The 22,583-nt window shown below is 72.9% G+C and carries 13 protein-coding genes; all 13 read left to right on the forward strand.

Annotation, left to right across the window (positions count from 1 at the left end; genetic code table 11):
* Positions 1-388 precede the first annotated feature (388 nt).
* The 13 genes from OG306_RS26105 to fxsT (OG306_RS26165) all read left to right on the forward strand — a co-directional run bounded on the left by OG306_RS26105 (position 389) and on the right by fxsT (OG306_RS26165) (position 22,495).
* Positions 389-1,147 carry a CU044_2847 family protein gene (locus OG306_RS26105; RefSeq protein ID WP_266905466.1) on the forward strand — a complete coding sequence of 253 codons (759 nt, stop codon included), beginning with the start codon at positions 389-391 and terminating at the stop codon, positions 1,145-1,147.
* Positions 1,144-3,231 (forward strand): trypsin-like peptidase domain-containing protein, encoded by a 2,088-nt coding sequence (locus tag OG306_RS26110; RefSeq protein WP_266748502.1) that lies wholly within the window; start codon positions 1,144-1,146, stop codon positions 3,229-3,231. Before OG306_RS26105 ends, OG306_RS26110 begins: the two co-directional genes overlap by 4 nt.
* Positions 3,232-3,331: 100 nt before the next feature.
* Positions 3,332-4,363, forward strand: a complete 1,032-nt coding sequence (locus tag OG306_RS26115; protein ID WP_266748503.1) for an AAA family ATPase — start codon at positions 3,332-3,334, stop codon at positions 4,361-4,363.
* A gap of 7 nt (positions 4,364-4,370) precedes the next feature.
* Complete coding sequence (locus OG306_RS26120) at positions 4,371-7,871, forward strand: SAV_2336 N-terminal domain-related protein (protein WP_266748504.1); 3,501 nt, start codon at positions 4,371-4,373, stop codon at positions 7,869-7,871.
* Positions 7,872-8,170: 299 nt separating this feature from the next.
* The gene (fxsA, locus tag OG306_RS26125) at positions 8,171-8,344 is read left to right on the forward strand and encodes an FxSxx-COOH cyclophane-containing RiPP peptide (protein WP_266748505.1); all 174 of its coding nucleotides are present in this window, start codon (positions 8,171-8,173) and stop codon (positions 8,342-8,344) included.
* 157 nt (positions 8,345-8,501) lie between these two features.
* On the forward strand, positions 8,502-9,740 hold the full coding sequence (locus tag OG306_RS26130; RefSeq protein WP_371665654.1) for an FxsB family cyclophane-forming radical SAM/SPASM peptide maturase: 1,239 nt from the start codon (positions 8,502-8,504) through the stop codon (positions 9,738-9,740).
* Positions 9,737-11,128, forward strand: a complete 1,392-nt coding sequence (locus tag OG306_RS26135; RefSeq protein WP_266748506.1) for an aKG-HExxH-type peptide beta-hydroxylase — start codon at positions 9,737-9,739, stop codon at positions 11,126-11,128. The genes OG306_RS26130 and OG306_RS26135 overlap by 4 nt, the downstream gene beginning before the upstream one ends.
* 80 nt (positions 11,129-11,208) lie before the next feature.
* Complete coding sequence (fxsT, locus tag OG306_RS26140; RefSeq protein WP_371665655.1) at positions 11,209-14,202, forward strand: FxSxx-COOH system tetratricopeptide repeat protein; 2,994 nt, start codon at positions 11,209-11,211, stop codon at positions 14,200-14,202.
* A gap of 85 nt (positions 14,203-14,287) precedes the next feature.
* Positions 14,288-14,701, forward strand: coding sequence for a CU044_2847 family protein (locus tag OG306_RS26145; protein ID WP_266748508.1), 414 nt, complete (start codon positions 14,288-14,290; stop codon positions 14,699-14,701).
* Positions 14,698-15,663 (forward strand): AAA family ATPase, encoded by a 966-nt coding sequence (locus tag OG306_RS26150; RefSeq protein WP_266748509.1) that lies wholly within the window; start codon positions 14,698-14,700, stop codon positions 15,661-15,663. Before OG306_RS26145 ends, OG306_RS26150 begins: the two co-directional genes overlap by 4 nt.
* A 7-nt stretch (positions 15,664-15,670) precedes the next feature.
* The gene (locus tag OG306_RS26155; protein WP_266748510.1) at positions 15,671-17,620 is read left to right on the forward strand and encodes a hypothetical protein; all 1,950 of its coding nucleotides are present in this window, start codon (positions 15,671-15,673) and stop codon (positions 17,618-17,620) included.
* Positions 17,613-18,932 (forward strand): CHAT domain-containing protein, encoded by a 1,320-nt coding sequence (locus OG306_RS26160; protein ID WP_266748511.1) that lies wholly within the window; start codon positions 17,613-17,615, stop codon positions 18,930-18,932. Before OG306_RS26155 ends, OG306_RS26160 begins: the two co-directional genes overlap by 8 nt.
* Positions 18,929-22,495, forward strand: a complete 3,567-nt coding sequence (fxsT, locus tag OG306_RS26165) for an FxSxx-COOH system tetratricopeptide repeat protein (protein WP_266748512.1) — start codon at positions 18,929-18,931, stop codon at positions 22,493-22,495. The genes OG306_RS26160 and fxsT (OG306_RS26165) overlap by 4 nt, the downstream gene beginning before the upstream one ends.
* Positions 22,496-22,583 lie beyond the last annotated feature (88 nt).

Consider the following 22,583-nt stretch of genomic DNA (forward strand, 5'->3'; position numbering starts at 1 on the left):
CCGCTCCGTCTCCCCCTCACCCAGCTGGACTTTCCGCCGCACCACATCACCCCGCCTTACTGGTCAAGACCGCTGTCCGATCATCGGACTCGCGTACACAACGCACCCCAGCCACAAAGGTCACGTATCAACCGGAAGGAGCTTGAAAAGACCGTGGAGAATTCCGAGCAACGCCCAGGAATCCCAGCCCAATCAATCCGCTGCTGATGACGCTGATGCCAGGTGACAGCCTCGCGAAGGCCGGAAGTACGTCCCCGGCGCAGTCCGCGACGGATGCGCTGACCGGCCGAGAACCGGCCGGCGGGATGGCGGCGTCATGGCCCATGTGTCTCGCATCGGCCGCGTACTGCCGTTAACCTGCGGGTAGTTGGGGGAACTGGGGGGTTTCATGAGTGACAGCGGGGCCCGTATCACACGCATCGAGATGCCGGACGGCACGCCGGTCTGGGCGCGGATCTCCGGGGCGGAGGAGCTGGCGAAGCCCGCCCGGGGTCCGGCGTTCACGGACATCGGGTACGGGGACTTCGCCGAGCAGGTGCAGGCCCGGGTCGAGAGCCTGCAGGCCGTCGTGACCAGCGTCGCGCGCTCGCTCGCCGAGCCGCTGCGGGCGGTGCGGCCCGACGAGGTCAGCGTCGAATTCGGCATCGAGCTCACCGCGAAGGCGGGCAAGGTCGTCGGCCTCCTCGCCGACGGCGAGGCCAAGGGCGGCATCAAGGTCACCCTGACGTGGAACGGTGGGGGCCCGCCCGCCGACCCGTCGATACCGGCGCAGAGCGAGGCGCGCGGGGCGGGACGGACAGCGCCGGATCGCGGTTCCGGGGCGCGGGCCACCGGGCACCCGGCGGGGCCGACGCCCCCGCACCCCGCGCCGCACATGCCGCCCCCGCCCGCCTCGCCGCCCGTGGCCCCGCCCGCCCCCACGACGCCACCGGCCGCACCACAGGCTCCCTCGTCGTCCCCGGCGTCGCCGGGCGGCCCGTCCGTCGGGACTCCGGACCCCGGCCCGTCCGTCGGGACTCCGGACCCCGGCGCGTCCGTCGGGACTCCGGACCCCGGCGCGTCCGCAGGGAATCCGGGCGCCGGGGCATCCACCGGCGCACCGGCGCGTCCGGACGGGGCCGGGGCCGGCGCCGGAAGCGGGTCATGACGCAGCCGCCGGGCAGGGGCGCAGGGGGCGGCTCGGAGGGTGCCTACCGTGCGCTGGTGGGCCTCGTGATGGCGGCGACCGTACGCATCCATCGGCCGGAGCCCGGGTATGCCCCGGACGGATCCGACAGAGGCTTTCTGGGGAGCGGCTTCTTCATCGCCCCGAGCTGGGTCCTCACGTGCGCGCACGTGGCGATGGAGGGGGAGGGGCGTCACGTGAACGTGGTCTTCAAGCCGGACCCCGGCAGCGCCGAGACCGCGGTCGAGGGCACCGTGGTCGCCGCCCTGCCCGAGAGCCGGCCCGGCGGGTCCGGGGCGGGCGGCTGGCCCGCGCCCGACCTCGCGCTCATCCGGCTGCTGCGGCCCGTCGCGCACCCCTGTATGTACGTCACCGAGCGTCCGGCGGGCATGTTCGGCGGCGGCTCGGTCCTCTACGCCGGCTGGACCGACGGCGGGTCGGGACAGCTGACCCGGTTCAGCGGGCGGTGCCAGGTGATGGGCACCTTCGGCGACTGGGCCGAGGACGACGAACAGATGCGGCTGGACGGCGACCGGATGTACCCCGGCCTGTCCGGCGGACCCGTGGTGGACCTGGCCCGTGGCGAGGTCGTCGGCGTACTCAAGTCGCGTTCCGACGGTGCGACCGGCGGGACCTCGATCGGCGTCGAGCGGTTGCGTACGCTGCCCGTACCGCCCGGTGCGGTGGCCGCCGAGTCCGACGACCCCTACCAGGCCGTGTTCCACGCCCACGACCGCTACCACGCCGACCGGCACATCAGCTCCGTCGGCACGGAGCGGACCTGGGCCGATGTCCAGCGTGAACTGGGCGCCGGAGCCGGGCTCGCCCTCAGCCCCCAGCAACGGGTCGATCTGCTCGGCCGGCTCGCCGAACTCCCGCCCCCGCTCAGCACCCGCAGTCTCCTCGGCCTCCTGGACCGGCTGCCGGACACCCACCCGAGCGAGCACCACGCCGCCCCGCGCGGCTGGCGCGACGGCCTGGGGGCGCTGTACGACGCCCCCGGCGGCGACGGCGCGCTGGAACTGGTCCTGCGCTACTGCATGAGTGCCATCTCCGCCGAACGTCCCTATGTCCTGCCGTCCACCCAGGACGCCGAGGCGTCCCTGTGGGACTGGGTGAAGCGGATGGCGGAGGAGCGGCTCTCCCGCAAGTTCCGGCACGAGCTCGCCGGGCTCCGGTACAACGACCGGCACGCCCCCGGCCGCGAACACGCGCGCACCCCGGCGCCGACGCTCGAATCCGCCCGGACCCGCAGCGTCCCGTTCGTCCTGCTGGAGCTGGAGCCGCGCGGCTGGGAACCGGACCGCTACGACTGGCGGATCGGCGTCGGCCGGCACGCCGGGGACGTCCTGCCCGTCGCCGAGGACAGCCGGGGCACCGCACTGGACGCGCTCCCCGCCCGGCTCGCCGGCCCGCTGGCGGAGGCGTTCCGGCGGTGCGACGAACCCGACAGCCCCGCCATGCTCCAGGTCGTCGTCGACCGGAGCCTGATGGACCTGGAGGTGGATGCATGGCGGGTGCCGCCCGACGGGCGGCCCCTCGGGGTGCTGCGGCCCGTGGTCATCCGCTGCCCTGACCGAGGCCGGTTGCCGGCCGATGACGGGATCGACGAACGCGAGGCGCGCTGGAACCGGACCGTGTCCGCCGCGATGCGGGCCGCCGTCGTCGATTGCGAGGACGGAATGCGGGTACCCGTACCGGTGGTGGAGGAGCTGCGCGGACTGGCGTACGAGACGGTCCCGGTGCTCTGCCGTCATGGCGACCCGGCTCATGCGGAGGCGGCGACCGGTCTCGGGCGGGTGCTCGACTCGGGTTTCGGAGTGGCCCTGTGGCGGCGCCGAGTGGCCGAACCGGCCGCGGTCTGCACGGAATTCCACCGGAACGCCGCCCGATCCGTCACCGAGGCCGGCACGGCCGACCAGCTGCCGCGGAAGATCCATCGGCTGAGGCAGGGGGTGCACGCGGGGCGTACGGAGACGTTCTGGTCGGACGGCGTAGCCCTGCTGTACCAAGATCCACATCATCCGCTGCCCGGCTCCGGCGACGAGTTCTTGGAGGCGCCGTGAACGACCGGGCCGGCCGGCCCCTTACGGGGCATACGGCGGATCGCTACCGTGATGCACGTTCGACTGCTGCCCCTGGCGGACGAGTGACGAGGAACACGCTATGAGTGAACCCAGCGAGTGGCTCATCTACCGAGGGGCCGGCGAGCCGCACGGAGGCATCGAGCAGTTGCCGCCCCCGCCGCCCTGGCGGGATTTCGCGGGCCGTGGCGCCCCGGACCCCGGTGAGCAGGACGGGGACGGCTCCGCCGACCGCCGTCTCGGCGGCTACCGGCACATCGCCGAACTCCACCGGCCGGGCGCCGAGGAGCTCGAAATGATCAATGCGGCGCTCTATCTGCGGCGTCCGCTGCTGGTCACCGGCAGCCCCGGCGCCGGGAAGAGCACGCTGGCGCACTCCGTCGCCCACGAGCTCGGGCTCGGCCGGGTCCTGCGCTGGCCGATCGTCAGCCGCTCGGAGCTCCAGGACGGCCTCTACCACTACGACGCGATCGCCCGCCTCCAGGACGTGCAGATCGCCGCGCACGGCGCGGCGGCAGGGGCGACGGGCGCCGAATCGGCGGAGAGCGTCGGCAGTTACATCCGGCTCGGGCCGCTCGGCACCGCGCTGCTGCCCTCGGACCGGCCGCGCGTCCTGCTCATCGACGAGCTCGACAAGAGCGACATCGATCTGCCGAACGACCTGCTCAATGTGCTGGAGGAGGGCGAGTTCGGCATTCCCGAGCTGGAGCGGATCGCCGACCGGCTGCCCGGCGGAGAGGCGGAGGTCCTCGACGACGACGGCAACAAGGTGAAGGTGCGGGGCGGCCGGGTGCAGTGCCGGGCCTTCCCGTTCGTGGTGCTCACCAGCAACGGCGAGCGGGACTTCCCCGCGCCCCTGATGCGCCGCTGCATCCACCTGGAGCTCGGACGCCCCGACCACCAGCGGCTCGCGACCTTCGTGCGCGCCCACCTCGGCGACGAGGCGGCGCGTTCCGGGGACGATCTCATCGCCCACTTCCTGGAACGTTCCCGGAGCGAACTCCTGGCCACCGACCAGTTGTTGAACGCGATCTACCTCACCGACGCCGCCGCTCCGGCCGGCCGCGACCGCCTGGCCGACCTGCTCATCCAGCGACTCGACCGGCCGAGGTGATGCGCTGATGTCCAGGGACGTGCCACGCCACGGACCGGACGAGGAAGGCGGCCACGACAGCGTCGCGGGCGAGGTCCCGGTCGTGGCGGGCGCACCGGTCGCGGGCGACGCGCCGCCGTACGGCGGGGGTCTGCTGCCCGCGTTCGTCGCCCGGTTACGGGAGGCCGGGCTCGACCCCGATGTCGAGCAGCTCTGTGACGCCCTGTGGCTGGCCCGTTGGACCCGTGGCCCCGACGCGCCGGACGACGGGAGCGGCGGGGCCGCGCCGCCGCTGCCCGCCGACCCGGCACAGGAGGGCCGTCCGGGCGGACGCCCCGTGCGGCCGGAGGCGGGGGGCGACGTAGCCCCGGACCCCGCACCTGACGGCGGCGACGCCGTGCGGCAGCAGGAGCTCGGGGACGCGGACCGGCGGATCGCCCTCTACCCCGTGCCCCGCACCGGACCGCCCGGCCGCCCCCGCCCGGACGCCGCGGCCGGGCGGGGGCGGAGCACCGGCCGGGGTGGCCGGGCGAGCGCCCTCACCCTGGGCGTGCCCGCTGCTCCCGCGCTGCCCGCACCGCTCGAACTCCAGCGGGCCCTGCGCCCGTTGCAGCGCTACCGCCCGGCCGCACCGCCACTGCGCCGCACCCTCGACGAGACGGCGACCGCCGAGCTCAGCGCCCGGGCCGGCGGGATGATCATGCCGGTGTTCCGGGGCGCGTCCCGGGGGGAGGCGCTCCTGCAGTGCGTCATGGACGCCTCGTCCTCGATGCTGGTGTGGGACCGGCTGTTCGGTGAACTCCATCAGATATTCGGCCAGTTGGGCGCCTTCCGGGATGTCCAGATCCGCTATCTGCACCAGGGGCCCGACGGCGCGGCGGCGGTGAGCCGCAGCCCCGATCCGGCCGCCGCGCCGCTGAACTCCGCGGACCGGCTGAGCGATCCGACCGGCCGGCGGGTCACCGTCCTGGTCAGCGACTGCGCCGGTCCGCTCTGGCACAGCGGCCGGGCCCACCGGCTGCTGCACCAGCTGGCCGGGCAGGCCCCGGCGGCCGTGCTCCAGCCCCTGCCGCAGCGGATGTGGAACCGGACCAGGCTGCCGGTCACCTACGGTTCGCTGTCCCGGGGCGAGGGGCCCGGCGGAGCCGCCGCACTGAAGGTCACAGAGCACGCCGGATCGGGGCCCGCCGTGCACCCGGGCGCGCTCGCGATACCCGTACTCCCGCCGGTGGAAGGCGCGTTGGCGGCCTGGGCGAGACTGCTCTCCGGCACCGGTGCCGGGCAGATCTCCGGCGCCGTCGGCTGGGTACGGGCCGATCAGCCGGCGGCGGCCGCGCAGCGACCGGGCGACGGACTGTCCTCGCTCCAGCTGGTCAGCCGGTTCCGTTCGGCGGCCTCCCCGGCGGCCGGACAGCTGGCCGTCTACCTCGCGGCGGCCCCGCTGTATCTGCCGGTGATGCAACTGGTGCAGCGCACGATGCTGCCGAACTCGGGACCGTCCGAACTCGCCGAGGTGCTGCTGAGCGGACTGCTGACCCGGAGCAGGAGCCAGGGCGGCAGCGGCGCCGGCGAGGGCGTCGGCCAGTGGTACGAGTTCGCGCCCGGCGTCCGCGAGGCGCTGCTCGGTCCGCTGGGCCGCGACGAGGCACTGCTCGTACTCAAACACTGCTCGCAGTACATCGAGCAGCGGTTCGGGAAGGGCGGGCCGAATTTCCCGGCCCTGGCCTTCGCCCAGCTCGGCGAGGGCCGGTACGCGCCGTCGCGGACCACCCCCACCACGGACACCCTGGCGGACGGCGCGCCCGACGAGGACATCGAAGAGGGGGGCGAGAGCGGGGAGAGCGGCGCGATCGGCGAGCCGCGCGTCCCCCACCCCTTCGCCGAGGTCGCGGTCCGCGTACTGGAGCGATTCATGCCCCTGCCCGAGCAGTTCGTCGTCCAGGCCGGCCGGAACGGACACCGCGGCCCCGCCCAGACACCGAACGCGGCGGTGGAGAGCGCCCGCGTCCTGCTGCGGCACTTCGAATCGGACCACATGGTGCAGTACCTGATGGATGCCGTGCAGCTGCTGCGGGGCGCCACCGAGCGCGAGGAGCAGCCGGACGCCGACCCCGAGCTGTGGGCGGAGTACTCGCGCTGCGTCCTGCGCCTGTGGGAGGTCCAGGGCGACGCCGAACTGCTCCGTGAGGCCGAGTACGCCGCCGAACGGGCCGCCGCACACCCCGGCGCGGTACGCGAACGGGCCGTACTGGCCAAGGTGTTGCACGCCGCGGCCGACGACCGTCGGCGCCGTGGCGACCGGCGCGGCGCACTGGAACTGCTGCGCCGCGCCGACCGCGAGTACACGGCGGCCTGCTCGGATCCGGGCCTGGTACCCGCCGAGGCCCTCCGGCTCACCCTGGAGCGGGTCCGGGCCCTGGAGGCACAGTGGCGGCTCGACGGCGACACGGCCCTGCTGCAGGCCGCGTGCGGCATGCTGGAGGCATTCGCCGACGTCTGGCCCGACCAGGAGAACCGCCCCGCCGCCCTGCCGCTGGCGCACGGCCGTACGCTCCTGAAACTGTCCGGGGCCACCGCCGACGCCGAACAGTCCCGCGTCTACGCCGGTCAGGCCGCGCGCTCCTTGCGCACCGCGTTCGAACAGGGCGGCGGCCGGCACACCATGGGCACCGAGGTGCGCATCCTGCTGGACCTGGTGGACGCCCTGCTCGGTTCCGGCGAGGAGCCGGACGAGGCGGGCGCCCTGATCGAACAGGCACTGGAGACCGTACGGGAACAGCGGCTGCGCGCCTCGCTGCAGACCCGGGCCGCCCGGGTCCGTGTCGCCCGCTACGCGCACACCGGAAATCCGGACGAGCTGGTGGCGGCGGCCGACTGGTTCGCCCGCGCCGCGCGCGGCGTCCCGCGCGACTCGCAGGCCCACGCCGATCTGCTCGCCGAGTGGGGCGGCACCCTGCTGCGCCGCGCCCAACTTCCCGACGGGCGCCCGCACATCGGTGCCGCGGTACGGGTGCTGCGCGACTGCCGTACGGAGACGGCGGCGGGCGGCAGGCGCCAGGCCGAGCGGCTGCTGATGCTGGGCCGGGCGCTGATGCTGCGGCACCGGGCCACCGAGGACCGGGTCGACCTGCGGGAGGCCGAGCATCTCTTCGGTCTCGCGGCCCAGGAGGCGACCGACCCGCTGACCGAGGCGCACTGCTGGCTGGAACTGGGCCGGTCCCACCTCGACGCCTTCCGGGTGCTGCACCGTCCGGCCCGGCTCGACGAGGCGGCCGAGGCGTTCCGGGGCGCAGCCGAGGCGGCCGGGACGGCGGAGACGGAGCTGGACAGTCCGCAACAGGTCCAGCAGGCCGTCGAGTTGGGTGCTACAGCCAACCACTGGCGGGGTATGACATACGAGAGGGCGGGCCGCCCCCGGGCCGCACGCGAGGCGTACCGGGCGGCCGTCCGGCAATGGAGCAAGCTGCCGGACGGCGGCGGCTCGGCGGGCGAATCGACCGCCGAACGGCTGGCGGAGCTGGAGCGCTGACTGCCGGGCGGTGAGTGTTCGGGCGGAGCGTCTCCGGGCGCGATGCGAACCGGACGGCGCGCGCCGGGTACGGCCGGTGTACGACCGACGCCGGTCGACGGCAGGCTCAAGAAGGCGTATGTCGGCTTGTGCGGGGCATCGGTACAGAGGCGACCGGTGCGAGGCGGCGCGGCTCGCGCGAGCCGCACGGCTGCGCGAGCGGAGATACGTGTGTCAGGGACGCGGGCTCAACGGGATGCGCTCAACGGCGAGCGGGTGACCGCGGGTTCGAGCGGCAGTACGAGATACGGGGAGACACCATGAGCGAGTCGATACGCGACGGCGGGCCGGATGCGCTGCCGGACCTCCTGGGGCTGGATCTGGAGGCACTGCGGACACTGGAGCACCCGGTGCTCGCCGAAGTGGTCGCGGATCTGCGCGGACGGGCCGAGCAGCCGCGGGAGATGCTGTGGGGATTCACCAACGCCTTCTGAGACGAAGTGCCCCGCGGTCTCGCGGCACGGCGCCGAAGCCGCACGAATTCGGTCAGGGGTCCGGTTGAACCGGACATCGTGGCCCGGGACGGGTTTGCCCGCACGGCCGGCCAGGGATACTTGCCCGGGGCCGACGACGGGGGCCGTCCCCACGGACATGCAGCACGGGGGTGCCGGAGTGTCTCCAGAGTCGACGCCGCACACTCCCTCACGCACGAGTACCGGGGCGACCGGCCGACTCCCCGTCCCCTTCGGGCAGTTCATCGTCAAGGCGCACGGCCGCTGCAATCTCGCCTGCCGTTACTGCTACCTCTACGAGGGCCCCGACCGGACCTGGCGGACCCGCCCGGCCGCCGCCGCGCAGGCCGTCCTGGACCGCACCGCGGACCGGATCGCCGAACACGCGGCAGTCCATGGACTGCGGGACGTCTCCCTCGTCCTGCACGGCGGCGAACCCCTCCTCGCGGGCGCCGCCCGGCTGGCCGCCTTCACCGACCGGGCACGCGGCCTGATGCCCGACGGCTGCACCCTCCACACCACCGCGCAGACCAACGCCACCCTGCTCACCGACGCGCGTATCGCCACCCTCGCCCGGCACGGCATACGCATCGGCATCAGCCTCGACGGCGGTCTGGCCGCCCACAACACCCAGCGCACCGACCACGCCGGACGCCCCTCCTGGCCCGCCGCCTCACGCGGCGCCCGGCTCCTCGCCGACCGGTACCCGCACGCGTACGCGGGCATCCTCACCGTCGTCGACCCGCTGACCGACCCGGTCGAGCTGTACGAATCGCTGCTCACCCTGCGCCCGCCGGCCCTGGACCTGCTGCTGCCGCACGGCAACTGGACGAACCCCCCGCCGGGCCTGCCCGACATGCGCACGGCGGGGCCCGGACCGGACCGCCCGACCCCGTACGGCGACTGGCTCGTCACCGTCTTCGACCGCTGGTGGCCGGCCCGGCGTCGGGAGACCCGGGTGCGGCTCTTCGAGGAGTGCATCGCCCTGCTGCTGGGCCTCCCCGCCGCCACCGAATCCCTCGGCCTCGACCCCGTCAACGCGATCGTGGTCGAGACCGACGGAACGATCGAGCAGGTGGACTCCCTCAAGTCCGCCTACGACACGGCCGCCGCCACCGGGCTCGACATCTTCCGGCACACCTTCGACGACGCCCTGCGCCACCCCGGCATCGCCGCCCGCCAGGCAGGAGCCGACGCACTCGCCGCCGCCTGCCGCGCCTGCCCGCTGCTGACCGTCTGCGGCGGTGGCCACTACGCGCACCGCTACCGCGCAGAGAACGGCTTCACCAACCCGTCCGTCTACTGCGCCGATCTCGAACGGCTGGTGCGCCACATCGCGGGCCGGCTCGCCGACGCAACCGCAGGAGCACACCGATGAGCCCCCCACTTCCGGACCACATACTGCGCCGACTCGGCCGCACCGAGGGCGACGCCGACACCCTCCACGTACTCGTACGCGACCAGGACACCCGCCGGCTCCTCCTCCTGCGCGCCCTGCTCGACGCGGCCGAGGCCGCGCCCGCGACCGTCTGCCCGCACCGGGCGCTCGACCGGCTCCACCAGGACTGGGCACTGCTGGAATCGGCCGAACGCGCCGACCGGGCCGCCGTGCGCACCGTCCTGCTCCACCCCCTCGTGGGCCCCTGGGCCCAGCGCTGCCTGCGCGGCCTCTCCGGTTCCGGACCGAGCTCCGAACTCCGGGCGGACCTCGACCACTTGAGCGCCCTCGCCGCCGCCGCGGCGATCCGGGCAGGAGTGGCGTTCACGACCCGGCTCACCGCACACGACGGGTTCCTCCCGCTGCCCACTCTGGGCGCTCTGCGCACGGTCCCCGGACCGGTCGACATCGCTTTCTCGGACGGGGAACTGACGGTGCGTCCGGGCGGCGTCCGGGCGCCGCTCGTGGTGCGTACGCAGCGGGACGGGACGGCCGACTCGGCAGACCCGCGCTGGCTGCCCGTGCTCGTCCTGCCCGCCGTACTGCCCGGCGCCGGACCCGTACCCCTGGACGACGTCGATCCGTACCGCACCGACGGCGGCGGGCTCGTGCGTCACGGGCTGAGCGCCGCCACCCACATCGACGACCACGAACGCAAGGCCTGGATCGAGTCCTGGTCCGGGCTGGCGCCCCTGCTCCGCATCGGCGGCGAGCACCGCCTCACCGAAGCGGCCGTCCTCCTGCGCTGCCTGGTACCGCTCGGCCCGCCACCCGGCTCCGGACCCACGGGCGAGGGCGCGGCCCACTGCAGCGGCACCAGGCGCGAGGCGTTCGGCGCCGTCCTCAGCAGCAAACCGTCCACCCCCGCCTACCTCGCTTCCACCCTCGTCCACGAGCTCCACCACACCAAGCTGGCCGCGCTCGGCGCACTCGTGCCGCTGCACCACGAGGACGCGACACCACGCCACTTCGCCCCCTGGCGCTCCGACCCGAGGCCCTTCGACGGCCTCCTCCAGGGCGCGTACTCGCACATCGCGCTGGCCGACTACTGGCAGCGGTTCGCTCTCGGCGCGCGGCGCGTCACCCATCGCGACCTGGCCTGGTCCGAACACGCCCGCTGCCGCGAACAGGTCGGGGCCGTACTGCCGGTGCTGGCCGGATCGGCGGCGCTGACCCGAGAAGGCCGGGTCTTCGTCGACGAGATGATCACGCTCTACCACCGTCTGGACGATTGTCCGCCCCCCACGGGGCATCTCGCACGCGCGCAGGCGTACGTGTCCACCGCGAAGGTGATATGGCAGCAGAGGAACGGCTCGCGAAGGCAGTGAGCGACCGCGCGATAGCGATCGGAGCGACCATGCTCCGGTGTATGTTGACAACGCTCGCAATGAGGCAGGGAGACGGTTGAATGCCCGGAACGCGTAAGCAAGTTGGAGCAACCGGGGCGCAGGCCGTCACCATCAGTTTCGCCGGTTTCAACCGCGCCTGGGCGGCGTGGATCGCGGACCGTCTGGAGCGGCGCGGAGCGACGGTCGTCCTGCATCGGTGGGACCCCCCGGTGGAGGTCGCGCTGGAGGAGTCGTTGCGGGATCTGACCCTGGCCCGCGGCCGCGTGCTGGTGATCCTCAGCGACTGGTACTTCCAGCTCGGCCCCCGCAGCCACGACGAGTGGAACAGGGCCCTGCGCGAGGTCGTCGCCCCCGACCCCGACCGCTTCGCCGCCGTCTGCGTCACCACCTCCGCGATGCCCGGCGCCACCTCGGTCTTCGGTGCCGCAGATCTCACCAACGTCGGTGCCGACGAGGCCGAGCGGCGGCTCCTCGTACGCCTGGGCCTGCCCACCGATCCGTTGCCCGAGCCTGTCGAGGCCAGGCAGGGCCCCCACTATCCGGCCGACACCCCCGAGGTGTGGGGCGGGGTGCCGCGCCGCAACATCCGCTTCACGGGCCGCGAGGAGCTGCTCAGCAAGGCGTACCGGTCCCTCCAGGACGCCGGATCCGGCGCCGGGGTCGTGACCCTGCACGGCATGTCCGGCGTAGGCAAGACCCAGCTGGCCGCCGAGTACGTCTACCGCTTCGGCTCCGAGTACGACGTCGTCTGGTGGGTGCCCGCCGACCGTCGTGCCCTCTACCGCCAGAAACTCGCCGAACTCGCCCCCGAACTGGGCCTGTCCACCGGCGCCGAGTACGGCGAACGGCTGCGCGCGGTACGGGACGCGCTGCGCCGCGGCGAACCGCACTCCCACTGGCTCCTCGTCCTGGACGGCGCCGACGAACCCGAACACATCTGGGACCTGGTGCCGACCGGTCCCGGACACGTCCTGATCACCTCCCGCAACCCGGAGTGGAGCGAGCACAACAGCAACCTCGTCGAGGTCCCGGTCTACGCCCGCGAAGAATCGGTCGCCTTCATCCGCCGCCGGGCCCCGCGTCTGACCCCGCCCGAGGCCGACCAGCTCGCCGAAGCCCTCGAAGACCTCCCGCTGCTCCTCGACCAGACCGCCGGCTGGCTCAACGACTCCGACATGTCGGTCGGGGAGTACATCGATCTCCTCGAAGGCGGCATCGACCAGGACGTCGTCAAGGTCTCCGCGGACTTCCCGCTCGCCTTCCAGACCGCCTGGTCGATACTGCTGAACAAGCTCAAGGACACGGTCCCCGAATCCGTCGACCTGCTGCGCCTGTGCAGTTTCTTCGCGCCCGGCTCCATCCCCGTACGGCTGCTGAAGGAAATGCCCCCCGGCGAACTGCCGGAACAGCTCTCCGGCCTGATGAACGACCCGTTGCTGTGGAACAAGGCCATCAGCCAGCTCCGGCAGTACTCCGTGGTCCGCCTGGAGTCCCACGAATCGGTCGTCGACGAGGCGTCGTCCGGGGAATCGCTCTACATGCACCGCATGGTCCACCAGATCATCGGCAAGGACATGCCGGACCGGGACCGCCAGGAGTTCATCGACGTGGTCCGCCGGGCCCTCGCGGCCGCGGACCCCGGCCGGCCCGCCGACACCCGCCTGTGGCCCGCCTACGCCGAGATCACCCCGCATCTGAAATGGGCCGACGTGCTCCGGAGCACCGATCCGGCGGTGCAGACCCTGGTGCTCAACTGCCTGCGCTACATGTACCTCTCGGGGGAGTACCGGGCCGGCATCAAGCTGGGCGAACGCGCCATGAAGGCTTGGCGGGAACTCCTCGGCGAGGACCACCCCAGGGTCTGGGACCTCAGTTACCACTACGCGAACGTGCTGCGGGCCGTCGGCGACTACGCCGGTACGGAGGCCATCGAACGGGCCGCCGTCGACCATCTGCGCACCGAACGCGGCGCACAGGACCTGGAACACCTGCGCGCCGCCGGCGGCCTCGCCGCCGACCTGCGGGGCCTCGGCCGCTACGACGAGGCGCTGGAGATGTCGGCCTGGATCCTCGACGCCTACCGCGAGCTGCTGGGCGACCAGGACTCGCGCACGCTCAGCGCGCAGAACAATCTCGCTACTTCGCTGCGGCTGCTGGGCCGGTACGAGGAGGCGCTCGAACTCAACCGGCGCACCCTGGAGGCCCGGCGCCAGCTGCTGCGCCTACGGCACAGCTGGACGCTCTACTCCGAGATCAACTACGCGACCGACCTGCGGCTGCTCGGCCGGTACGGCGAAGCCCTGTCGCTCCAGAGCCAGAGTGCCGCGCTGCACCGGCGGGTCATGACCGCTGACAACCCGCAGACCCTGCGTGCCGAGCACAACCTCGCGCTCTGCCAGTACCGGACCGGTGAGCGCGCCATGGCCGCGAAGCTGTTCACCCGGGTCCTGGAGCGCTCCGAGCGGGTGCTGGGCGAGAACGACCCGCTGACGATGATGTGCGCCGCCAGCCAGAGCTTCTTTGCCCGTGAGCACGCCGACATCGACCAGGCCAGGGACATAAGCGAAAAGGTCGTCTCCGGCTATGCGGACATGCTCGGCGAGGGACACCCCTATGTGGCGGGGGCCCGGGCCAACCACGCGCTGATCCTCCGTAACGTGGGGGAGCGGGAGCACGCGCACAGCCTTCTGGAGGAGGCGCTCGCCGACATGACGCGCGCCGTGGGAGAGAACCACCCGTGGACGCTGGGCTGTGCCATCAACGCCTCCGCGATGCGCAATCTGGTGGGCGACCCGGAATCCGCCGCCGTGCTGACGGACTCGGTCATCACCCGGGCCATCGAGGTGCTCGGCCGGACTCACCCGCTGACCCTCTCCGCCCGGATCGCGCACGCCGCCGACCTGCGCGGTATCCGGGATCGGCAGCGCGCGGACAAGATTGAGACGGAGGCGCTGGGCGACCTGGTGGCGACGCTGGGCGTCCAGCACGTCCACACGGTCTCGGCGCGCTCCCGCAACCGTCCGTACTGGGACTTCGAGCCGCAGATGGTCTGACGTCGATCCGGCAAAGCGTACGCGGAAGATGACTGAGCGTCAGCAATCTGTCCGGCAGGCTGGTTGATGCACGAAGGGGAAGCGAATGGCAATCGTCGTGGGGTCCGTGGTGCCCGGGGAGGACGGCCCGATACCGGTCGTCGTGGACGCCGAGGCGTACACGAGCGCCGGGGGGCCGCCCACCGACGCCGACTCGTTGTACGACCTGGAGGAGACCCGGGACGGCGGCGCCGCGCGGCGGGCTCTCGGCGCGGCCGGGGACCTGTACGGGGAAGGGCTCGACCTGGCCCGCCGATGTGCGTCCCAGGCGATGCGCCGATTAGGTGATCTGGGGGAGGGGCTGCGGCCCGACGAGGTCGAGCTCCAGGTCGGCATCACCTTCGAGGCAGGCATGGCGGCTGTGGTGAAGGCCGGGGCGGAAGCCCAGATCCAGGTCACCTTCCGCTGGCAGCCCGGCCAGGAGGGGCGGGCGGACACCACGGTGGTGAACGCTTCATGAGCGGGGCCCCCTCGCCCGCCGGCCCGCCCCGGCCGACGCCGCCGATCCCCATCCTCCCGTACAGCCGGATCGTGGGTCAGGACGAACTGAAAGTCGCACTGGAGCTCAACTTCATCGCCCCGGACATCGGAGGCGTCCTCGTCTCCGGACAACGCGGCACCGCCAAGTCCACCGTCGTACGCGCCTTCGCGCTGATGTCCGGTGGTGCGCTGCCCGTCACCCTGCCGATCAACGCCACGGACGACCGGGTCCTCGGCGGCTGGGAACTGGACGCCCTGATGCAGGGCGAGCCGAAGAGGCAGCCCGGCCTGCTCGAAGAGGCCCACAAGAAGGGCCTGTTGTACGTCGACGAGGTCAACCTCCTGGACGACCACATCGTGAACATCATCCTGGACGTGGTCTCCACCGGCGTCCTGTCCGTACAGCGGGAGGGCCTGGACACCACCGCGCACGTCTCCTTCGGTCTCGTCGGGACCATGAACCCGGAGGAGGGCAGCCTGCGCGCCCAGTTGCTGGACCGTTTCGGTCTGATGGTCCCGACGGCCGAGCTGGGCATCGAGGACCGGCACCGGATGATCGACGCGGTGCTCACCTTCGAGGAGGAGCTCCGCGTCGAGGACTCCGCCTGGATCCGCGCGGCGGAGCAGGACAACGAGCGGTTGCGCGGCGGACTGCTTGTCGCGCGCGACCGGCTGCCCCGCGTCCGGCTGGACGGGAAGATGATCCGGCTCTGTGCCGAGGCGGCCGCGCGAACGGGCGCCGTCGGACAGCGTGGTGACCTGCTCGTGGCCCGCGCCGCCCGCGCTCTGGCAGCCAAGGACGACGCCCGACGCGTCGAGCCCGCGCATGTGCGCCGTGTGCTGCCGCTTGCCCTGCGCCATCGCAGGCCCGAGTCCGCCCATGGTTCGGCGTTCGGCTGGGGACAGGACGAGGACGCCGCCGTCAGCGACCTGTTCGGCTGAGCCGCCGATGTCCGCCCGCCCACCGCAGTCCGCGCTCGCACGGGAACCCGGCGAACTGCCCCGCCGACTGCTCACCGTGCTCGTCTGCGCCGCCCTCGAACCGGGGCTGCCCGGAGTCCTGCTCTTCGATCTGCCGCCGGAGCATCTCGCCGCCGTCACCGATGTGTTCGCCGGACTGGTCCGGATGGCCGGCGGGGATTCGGCAGGCACCCCGGTGCAGCGGTCGACGCTCAACGCGGCCACCGTCGACGAGGACCTGTGGTTGCGCCCGCGGATCCGCCGCGGCCCGGAAGGCATCGAGTTCACCGTCGAGCCCGGGCCGTTGACCGAGACGGGCACCGGCGCCTCGCTCGTCGTCGTGCCCGACCTCGCCCGGCTGAGCGTTCCCGGCACGCGCGCCGCCGTCCAGCTCCTCGGGGCCGATGTCGCCACCGTGGAACACACCGGATTCCGCCACCGGTGGCGGCCCCGCACGCGCTGGCTCGCCGTCTGCCGCACCGAGGACGTCGAACAGGTCTCGCCGCACATTCTGGACCGCTTCCCGCTCCGCCTCGCCGTCCCCGGTCTGCGGCCCGAACCGGAACCCGACCCCCTTGGTCCGCTCCCCGCCGCATGGGCCGCGGCCCTGGACCCCCGGGCGCCCCGTCCGCCCATGCCCCTCCACACCGAAGTTCCCCCACGCGTACTGGAGATGCTGGACGCCCGCGACGGCGCCGGGCACCGCAGGACGCTCGCCCTCGCCCGCACCGCCCGCGCCCTTGCCCGGCTGGAGGCGGCCGAGGCGGGTCCCGACGCAACCGCCGGTCACAGCTCCGCCCCTCGTCAGGGATCCGTTCCGCCCCCCGGCCCGCACCACGTCACCGCCCAGCACGTCGACCGCGCCGCCGAACTCATCCGGCTGCGTACCGTGCACCGGCCCGCCATCCCTCCCGGGCCCGGACCCGCCCCCACCGGCCCGGATCTGCCCGAGCCCCGCCGGGAGGACGTTGAACCCGTGCCCGGCACGACCCAGGACCGGCACGGAGCCCTCGACACCCCGGTCCACTCCCCCGGAGCCGAAGAGCCCATCGGAGCGGCCACCGCACCGCTGCCGCAGGACCGCATACCGGACGCCACTCCGTACCCGGAGGACACCGCAGGACCTCGGGCGGAGGGCAGCGAGCTGCGCCACCCGGCCCCACGCCCGGCCGGCGCACCGCGGACCGGGCGGGGACCCGTTGTCGGGGTGCGGCGTGCCCGTGACCTCTGGGACCTCGCCCCGGTCCGTACGGCGATGGAGGCCGCCAAGAACCGCGCGGTCCGCGAGGGCCGCGACCGGCTGGTCATCACTCCGCAGGACCTGCGCGGCTACGTCCGGGCGCCCGAACCCGTTACCCTGCTCACTCTCGTACTCGACCACACCTGCCACCCGGGCTGGGACTGGCACCCCGCGCTCGAACCGTTCCTGCAATGGGCTTATGTCACCCGGGCCTCCGTCCAGGTCGTGGAGGTCGGCAGCGGGGCAGCCGCGGACGAACTGCGGGCCGAGTCCTTCGCGGCCCGCTCCACCCGGGACCCGCGGATCGCCGCCGCGCTCGACCGGCCGCCGGGCCGGGCCACCCCGCTGGCCCACGGCCTCGACCGGGCCGGACGCGCTCTGCGCCACGCCTTCCAGCACCACCGTGCCGGATATGTCGAGGCGCTCCTGGTGGTCGTCACCGACGGGCGCGGCAACGTGCCGCTCGCCGCGGCACACCGGGGCCGTCGGCCGGGCCACGACCCGGTGGGACGGGCCGGGATCGAGGACGCGCTGGCGGCCGCCGGACGGATCGGCTCGCTGGGACGGACCCGGCTGCACTGCGTGGTCGTCGACCCGGGGCGCCGTCCGTACACCGCGCTGCCGGCCGAACTCGCCCACGCGTTGCGCGGCAGCGTGATCGTGGGACGTCCGGACGACGAGGCGGTGGACCGTGCGTGATGAGCCGCTGCGGGCCATCCGGCGACTCGGCCGAATCGCGGGGCAGGTGCTGCCCGCCCCACGCGCCGTCGTACCCGAAGGGGCCCGGACCGGACAACCGCAGGGGCTCGGTGTGGAGCCCGTGCACGCGAAAGCGCACCCCTCCACGACGTACGCCCGGGTCAAGGTGAAGCGTCACCGCACACCGCACGGCGCGCCGGAGGCCTTCGGTTTCGAGGCGTACTGCCCCGGAGTGCCGCCCCTGGAGTACTGCTCGGGCGAGGGGCAGCGACGGCCGCAGGCCATCAGCCTCCGCAGTGCCCGCCAGGGCGGTGAGCCGCCGTCCGAACTCCTGCGGTCCATCCGCCGCTGGTCCGGACACCAGCGCCCGCTGACCGACTGGATCAACCGCTGCCGTGCCGCCCACCGCGACGCCCTCCAGATCGTGTTCCTCGACCAGACAGGCTTCGACCTGCCGTGGGAGGCGCTGACCCTGCCGGCCGTAACGGAGACCGGGCTCGCCGGCGGGCTGCTGGGGGCGCTCGTCGACATCGCCCGCTGGCTCGACGTGCGGCACGGACGGGACGACTTCCCGGCCGACGCGGCCGCTCCCGCGGGTGGCGTCCTCGGGTATTTCCACCACGACATGCGCTCCGACATGACCGTCTTCGAGGGCTACGACCACCGACCGCACACCGGCATCGTCAGCTTTCTGAACAGTCTCGACGCGCACGACACCGACCGGACCGGACTGGTCTACATGGGCTGCCACGGCACCTTCGCCGATCAGCTCAGCAAACTGACCCTGGCCGACGTCACCTGGGCCGAGTACAGCGACCAGGAGATGACCCTGCTGCGCAGGGACGGTTCACTGGTCTGTCTCAACGCCTGCCACTCCGGGGGTTTGCTCGACTACGACGGCGACGGCCGACAGTATCTGCGCGGCTTCACCGAGATCTTCCTCGGCAAGGGGGCGGGCGGCTGCATCGTCACCGCCGGAAAGATCGGCGAGGCCGAGGCCGGTGACCTGATCCGTCATCTGGTCGAGGCCGTGACCGCAGATCCCGCCCGCCCGGTGGCCCGCGCACTGCGCGCCTTCCGTGCCAGGGCGCTCGCCGAATTCGAGGCCGGGGGCGGAAACCCGCTCCAGGCCGGGGGCGGCATCCCGCTCCAGGTCAGGGACGACGGCACCTTCGACGCGCGAGGACAGCGCCACGTTCTGCGACTGCTCTACAGCCTGATGTTCCAGTACTACGGCCACCCCCTCAGCACGCTGCACCTCACCGGACCCCACGAGCACGGCGCACGGGAGCGAGAGGGGGCCTCACCATGAGCGGTGACGAACAACCTCTGCTGATCGAACCGGTCGTGGGCTGGCTGCGCGAGGTGGAGCCGGGACTGGTCCACTACGTCAGCGTCGACCTGCGCGGCCCCCTCGACGCCCGCAGCGAGCACGACGGCGAGGCATGGCCCTACGACGAGGAGGAACTGGCCTTCAGTGTCTCGCTGGACGGTGCTCCGAACTTCGTCTGTGAAGTGCTCGACGACCCCGGCGTCGTACTGCACCGGTTCGGCGGTACGTACGGCCCGGCGCGGTTCGTCGTCACGGCAGGTGAGGTCACCGGTCCCGCCGTGCTGCGGCTGACCATCTCCAACCAGTGGGGCATGCCGGTCCGCAAGGCCGAACTGCCCTGCCACATCAGGGAAGCGGCGTCGGAGCCCAAGACGCCCCGAACGGTCGTCGGACGTCTGCCGGGGCTGTCGCCCGAGGCGCGCACGGACACCGCTCGGCCGTCCGGTGGGTCGGGCGAAGGGGAGGAGGACCGGGCGGCGCCCGCCCATGCCGCGCGGCCGAGCAGGGCGACGGGGCAACTGCGTGCGTTCCTGGAGCGGCTGACCAACTTTCGTGCGCCGTCGCCGCCGGGCGCGGCCACGGCCGCCCGGCCGTCCGTGCCGCCGGGGCCGGAGCCGACACAGTCAGCGGATGTCGCGAACCGGTCCGAGGACCGCGCCGAGGCCTCGCCCGACAGATCGCCCGATCCGCAGCCCGGCGCCGGTACCGCGGTCACGATCAGCTTCGCCGGTCCCGACCGGGCCTGGGCGGTGTGGATCGCGGACCGTCTGCAGCGTCGCGGAGTGCCGGTGGCACTCCAACGCCGGGAGCCGCCGGGGGAAGCCCTGTCGCCGGAGGTGCCACCGGTGGAGTTGCTCAGGGACCTGCTCCTGTCGCCCGGCCGCATCCTGTTGCTGCTCAGCGACGCGTACGTGCGGCCCGGCCCGGACAGCCACGAGCAATGGAGCCGGGCCCTGCTCGAGGTCGTCGCGCCCGCCCCGGACCGGTTCGCGGCGGTCTCCCTCACCACCTCGGCGCTGCCCGCCGCGGCGGCCGTGCTGTATCCCGTCCACCTGGTAGGCATCGGCGAGGAGGAGGCCGAGCGGCGGCTGCTGACCCGGCTGGACCTGCCCGTCGACGCACCGCCCGAGCGTGCCGTGGCCGGGCCGCGACCCCGGTATCCGGCTGACATCCCCGAGGTGTGGGGCGGGGTACCGCGCCGCAACACCAGGTTCACCGGACGCGACGAACTGCTGAACCGGACACATCAGCTGTTCGTGGACGCCGAGCCGGGACACGGCCGGGTCGCCCTGTACGGGATGTCCGGCGTCGGCAAGACGCAACTGGCCGTCGAGTACGCCCAACGCTTCGGCTCCGACTACGACGTGGTGTGGTGGGTGCCCGCGGACGGCCGCTCCCTCTTCCGCCAGCGGTTGTCCGAACTCGCCCCGGAACTGGGTCTGTCCACCGGTGTCGAATACGGCGAGCGGTTGCGCGCGGTAGCCGACGCGCTGCGTCGCGGCGAACCCTACGCACACTGGCTCCTGGTCCTCGACGGCGCCGACGATCCCGAACAGATCCGGGATCTGGTACCGGCCGGGTCGGGCCATGTCCTGATCACCTCGCGCCATCTGGGATGGGGCGAGCACAACAGCATGCTCGTCGAGGTCCCGGCCTACGAGCGCCGGGAGTCGGTCGACTTCATCAACCGCCGCGCCCCGCGGCTCACCCCGGCCGAGGCGGACCGGCTCGCCGATGCACTGGAGGATCTGCCGCTGCTGCTCGACCAGACCGCGGGCTGGCTCAATCAGTCCGGGCTGACCGTCGACGAGTACATCGAACTCCTCACGAACGGCGTCGGCGAGGATGTGGTCAGAGTCTCCGTGGACTTCCCGGTCGTCTTCCGGACCGCCTGGACGATCCAGCTGAGTCAGCTGCTGGAGAGCGATCCGGAGGCCTTCGAACTCCTGCGCCTCTGCGCCTTCTTCGCGCCCGGCTCCATCCCCGGACAGCTACTGACGCGCGCACAGCTGCCCGGCTCGCCCGGTGGCGACTCCGCACGCCTGCGAGCCATGCGTCAGCTGCTGCGTCACTCGGCCGCCCGTCTGGAGACCGGCTCCTGGCCGGTCGGCGACGGCGAAGCGCTTCAGCTCCACCGGTTGTTCCACCAGCTCGTGCGCAGCGGGATCTCCGGGGACGACAGAGCGCTCTACCGCGACGCCGCGCGGGACGCGTTGGCGGTGTCCGACCCCGGGGACCCCGCCGACATCGGTGCCTGGCCGCTGTACGCCGCCCTCACCCAGCACCTCGAATGGGCGGAGGCGCTGGAGAGCACCGCCCCTCCGGTGCAGCAGCTCGTCCTCAACTGCCTGCGCTACATGTACCTTTCGGGGGAGTACGGCAGTGGAATACGGCTCGCCGGGCCCGCCATGGATTCCTGGCGGTCACTGCTCGGAGAGACGCACCCGAGGATCTGGGACCTCAGCCACCATTACGCCAATCTGCTGCGCGCGCTCGGTGACTACCGCACGAGTGAGAGTGTCGAACGCAGGGTGACCGTCTCGCTGCGGGCCGAGGGCAGGGAATCGGAACCGGAGCATCTGCGGGCGGTCGGCGGGCTCGCGGCCGATCTGCGCGGTCAGGGGCGCTACCAGGAGGCGCTGACGCTCTCCGTCTCGATCAGGGACCGCTGCCTGACCCTCTTCGGCCAGGAGGACGGCCGCACGCTGAACGCGGACAACAACCTGGCCGTGTCGTTGCGCCTGCTCGGCCGGTACGAGGAGGCCCTGGCACTCGACCGGCGCACCCTCACCCTGCGGCGGGCCGTGCTGCGCAGGGGTGCGGCGGCGACCCTCTACTCGGAGATCAACTGTGCCATCGATCTGCGGCTGCTCGGGCACCACCAGGAGGCCGAGGAGGAGCTGAGCCGGACCGTCCACAGCCATCTGCGGCTGCTCGGGGCCGGTAATCCCCAGACCTTGCGCGCCCAGCACGGTCTGGCCCTGTGCCGGTATGCCCGGGCGGGAGCAGCCGTGGCCCTGCCCCTGCTGATCGACGTACGGGAGCGCTGCCTGCGCGTGCTCGGTGAACACGACCCGCTCACCCTGCAGATCACGGCGAGCGGTGCCTGCGTGGAGGGGGAGGCGGGCGACCCCGGGCAGGCGCGGGCGCTCCATGAGCAGGTGGTGGCCGGATACTTGCGGATGCTGGGCCCGGAGCATCCGTACACCATCGGAACGCAGGGCAACACGGCCTTGATGCGATGGACCCTGGGCGATCACGCCATCGCGAGCCACGGTATCGAGCAGGCCCGCGCCCTGATGGCCCGCGAGGTGGGGGAGGACCACCCGTGGACGATCGGCTGGGGGCTGAACACGACGCTGGTACGGATCTGGACCGGGCAGCAGGAGGCCGCGCGAGAGCTGGGCCGGGAGTGCGCGGCCCGGGCGGCCACTGCGCTGGGGCCCCGTCATCCGCTGGCCGTCGCCTGCCGGGCGGCCTACGTGATGACGCCGACGACTGACGACCCGCCGTTTCAGCCGTTCGAACCGCTCGTCATCTGAGGACCGTCCGACGAGTGCTCCGTGCCGACCGGGCGGTGGTGCGCCGGACGGCTGTGCGCGTGGCCGCGGCACGAGCCCGGGCACCCCG

It is taken from the genome of Streptomyces sp. NBC_01241 (assembly GCF_041435435.1).
In the GTDB taxonomy this organism is placed as follows: Bacteria; Actinomycetota; Actinomycetes; order Streptomycetales; family Streptomycetaceae; genus Streptomyces.

Excerpts from the sequence above, each read along its gene's own strand:
- OG306_RS26105 (WP_266905466.1), top strand. The coding sequence starts at position 389 with ATGAGTGACAGCGGGGCCCGTATCACACGCATCGAGATGCCGGACGGC.
- OG306_RS26110 (WP_266748502.1), top strand. The coding sequence starts at position 1,144 with ATGACGCAGCCGCCGGGCAGGGGCGCAGGGGGCGGCTCGGAGGGTGCC.
- OG306_RS26115 (WP_266748503.1), top strand. The coding sequence starts at position 3,332 with ATGAGTGAACCCAGCGAGTGGCTCATCTACCGAGGGGCCGGCGAGCCG.
- OG306_RS26120 (WP_266748504.1), top strand. The coding sequence starts at position 4,371 with ATGTCCAGGGACGTGCCACGCCACGGACCGGACGAGGAAGGCGGCCAC.
- fxsA (WP_266748505.1), top strand. The coding sequence starts at position 8,171 with ATGAGCGAGTCGATACGCGACGGCGGGCCGGATGCGCTGCCGGACCTC.
- OG306_RS26130 (WP_371665654.1), top strand. The coding sequence starts at position 8,502 with ATGCAGCACGGGGGTGCCGGAGTGTCTCCAGAGTCGACGCCGCACACT.
- OG306_RS26135 (WP_266748506.1), top strand. The coding sequence starts at position 9,737 with ATGAGCCCCCCACTTCCGGACCACATACTGCGCCGACTCGGCCGCACC.
- fxsT (WP_371665655.1), top strand. The coding sequence starts at position 11,209 with ATGCCCGGAACGCGTAAGCAAGTTGGAGCAACCGGGGCGCAGGCCGTC.
- OG306_RS26145 (WP_266748508.1), top strand. The coding sequence starts at position 14,288 with ATGGCAATCGTCGTGGGGTCCGTGGTGCCCGGGGAGGACGGCCCGATA.
- OG306_RS26150 (WP_266748509.1), top strand. The coding sequence starts at position 14,698 with ATGAGCGGGGCCCCCTCGCCCGCCGGCCCGCCCCGGCCGACGCCGCCG.
- OG306_RS26155 (WP_266748510.1), top strand. The coding sequence starts at position 15,671 with ATGTCCGCCCGCCCACCGCAGTCCGCGCTCGCACGGGAACCCGGCGAA.
- fxsT (WP_266748512.1), top strand. The coding sequence starts at position 18,929 with ATGAGCGGTGACGAACAACCTCTGCTGATCGAACCGGTCGTGGGCTGG.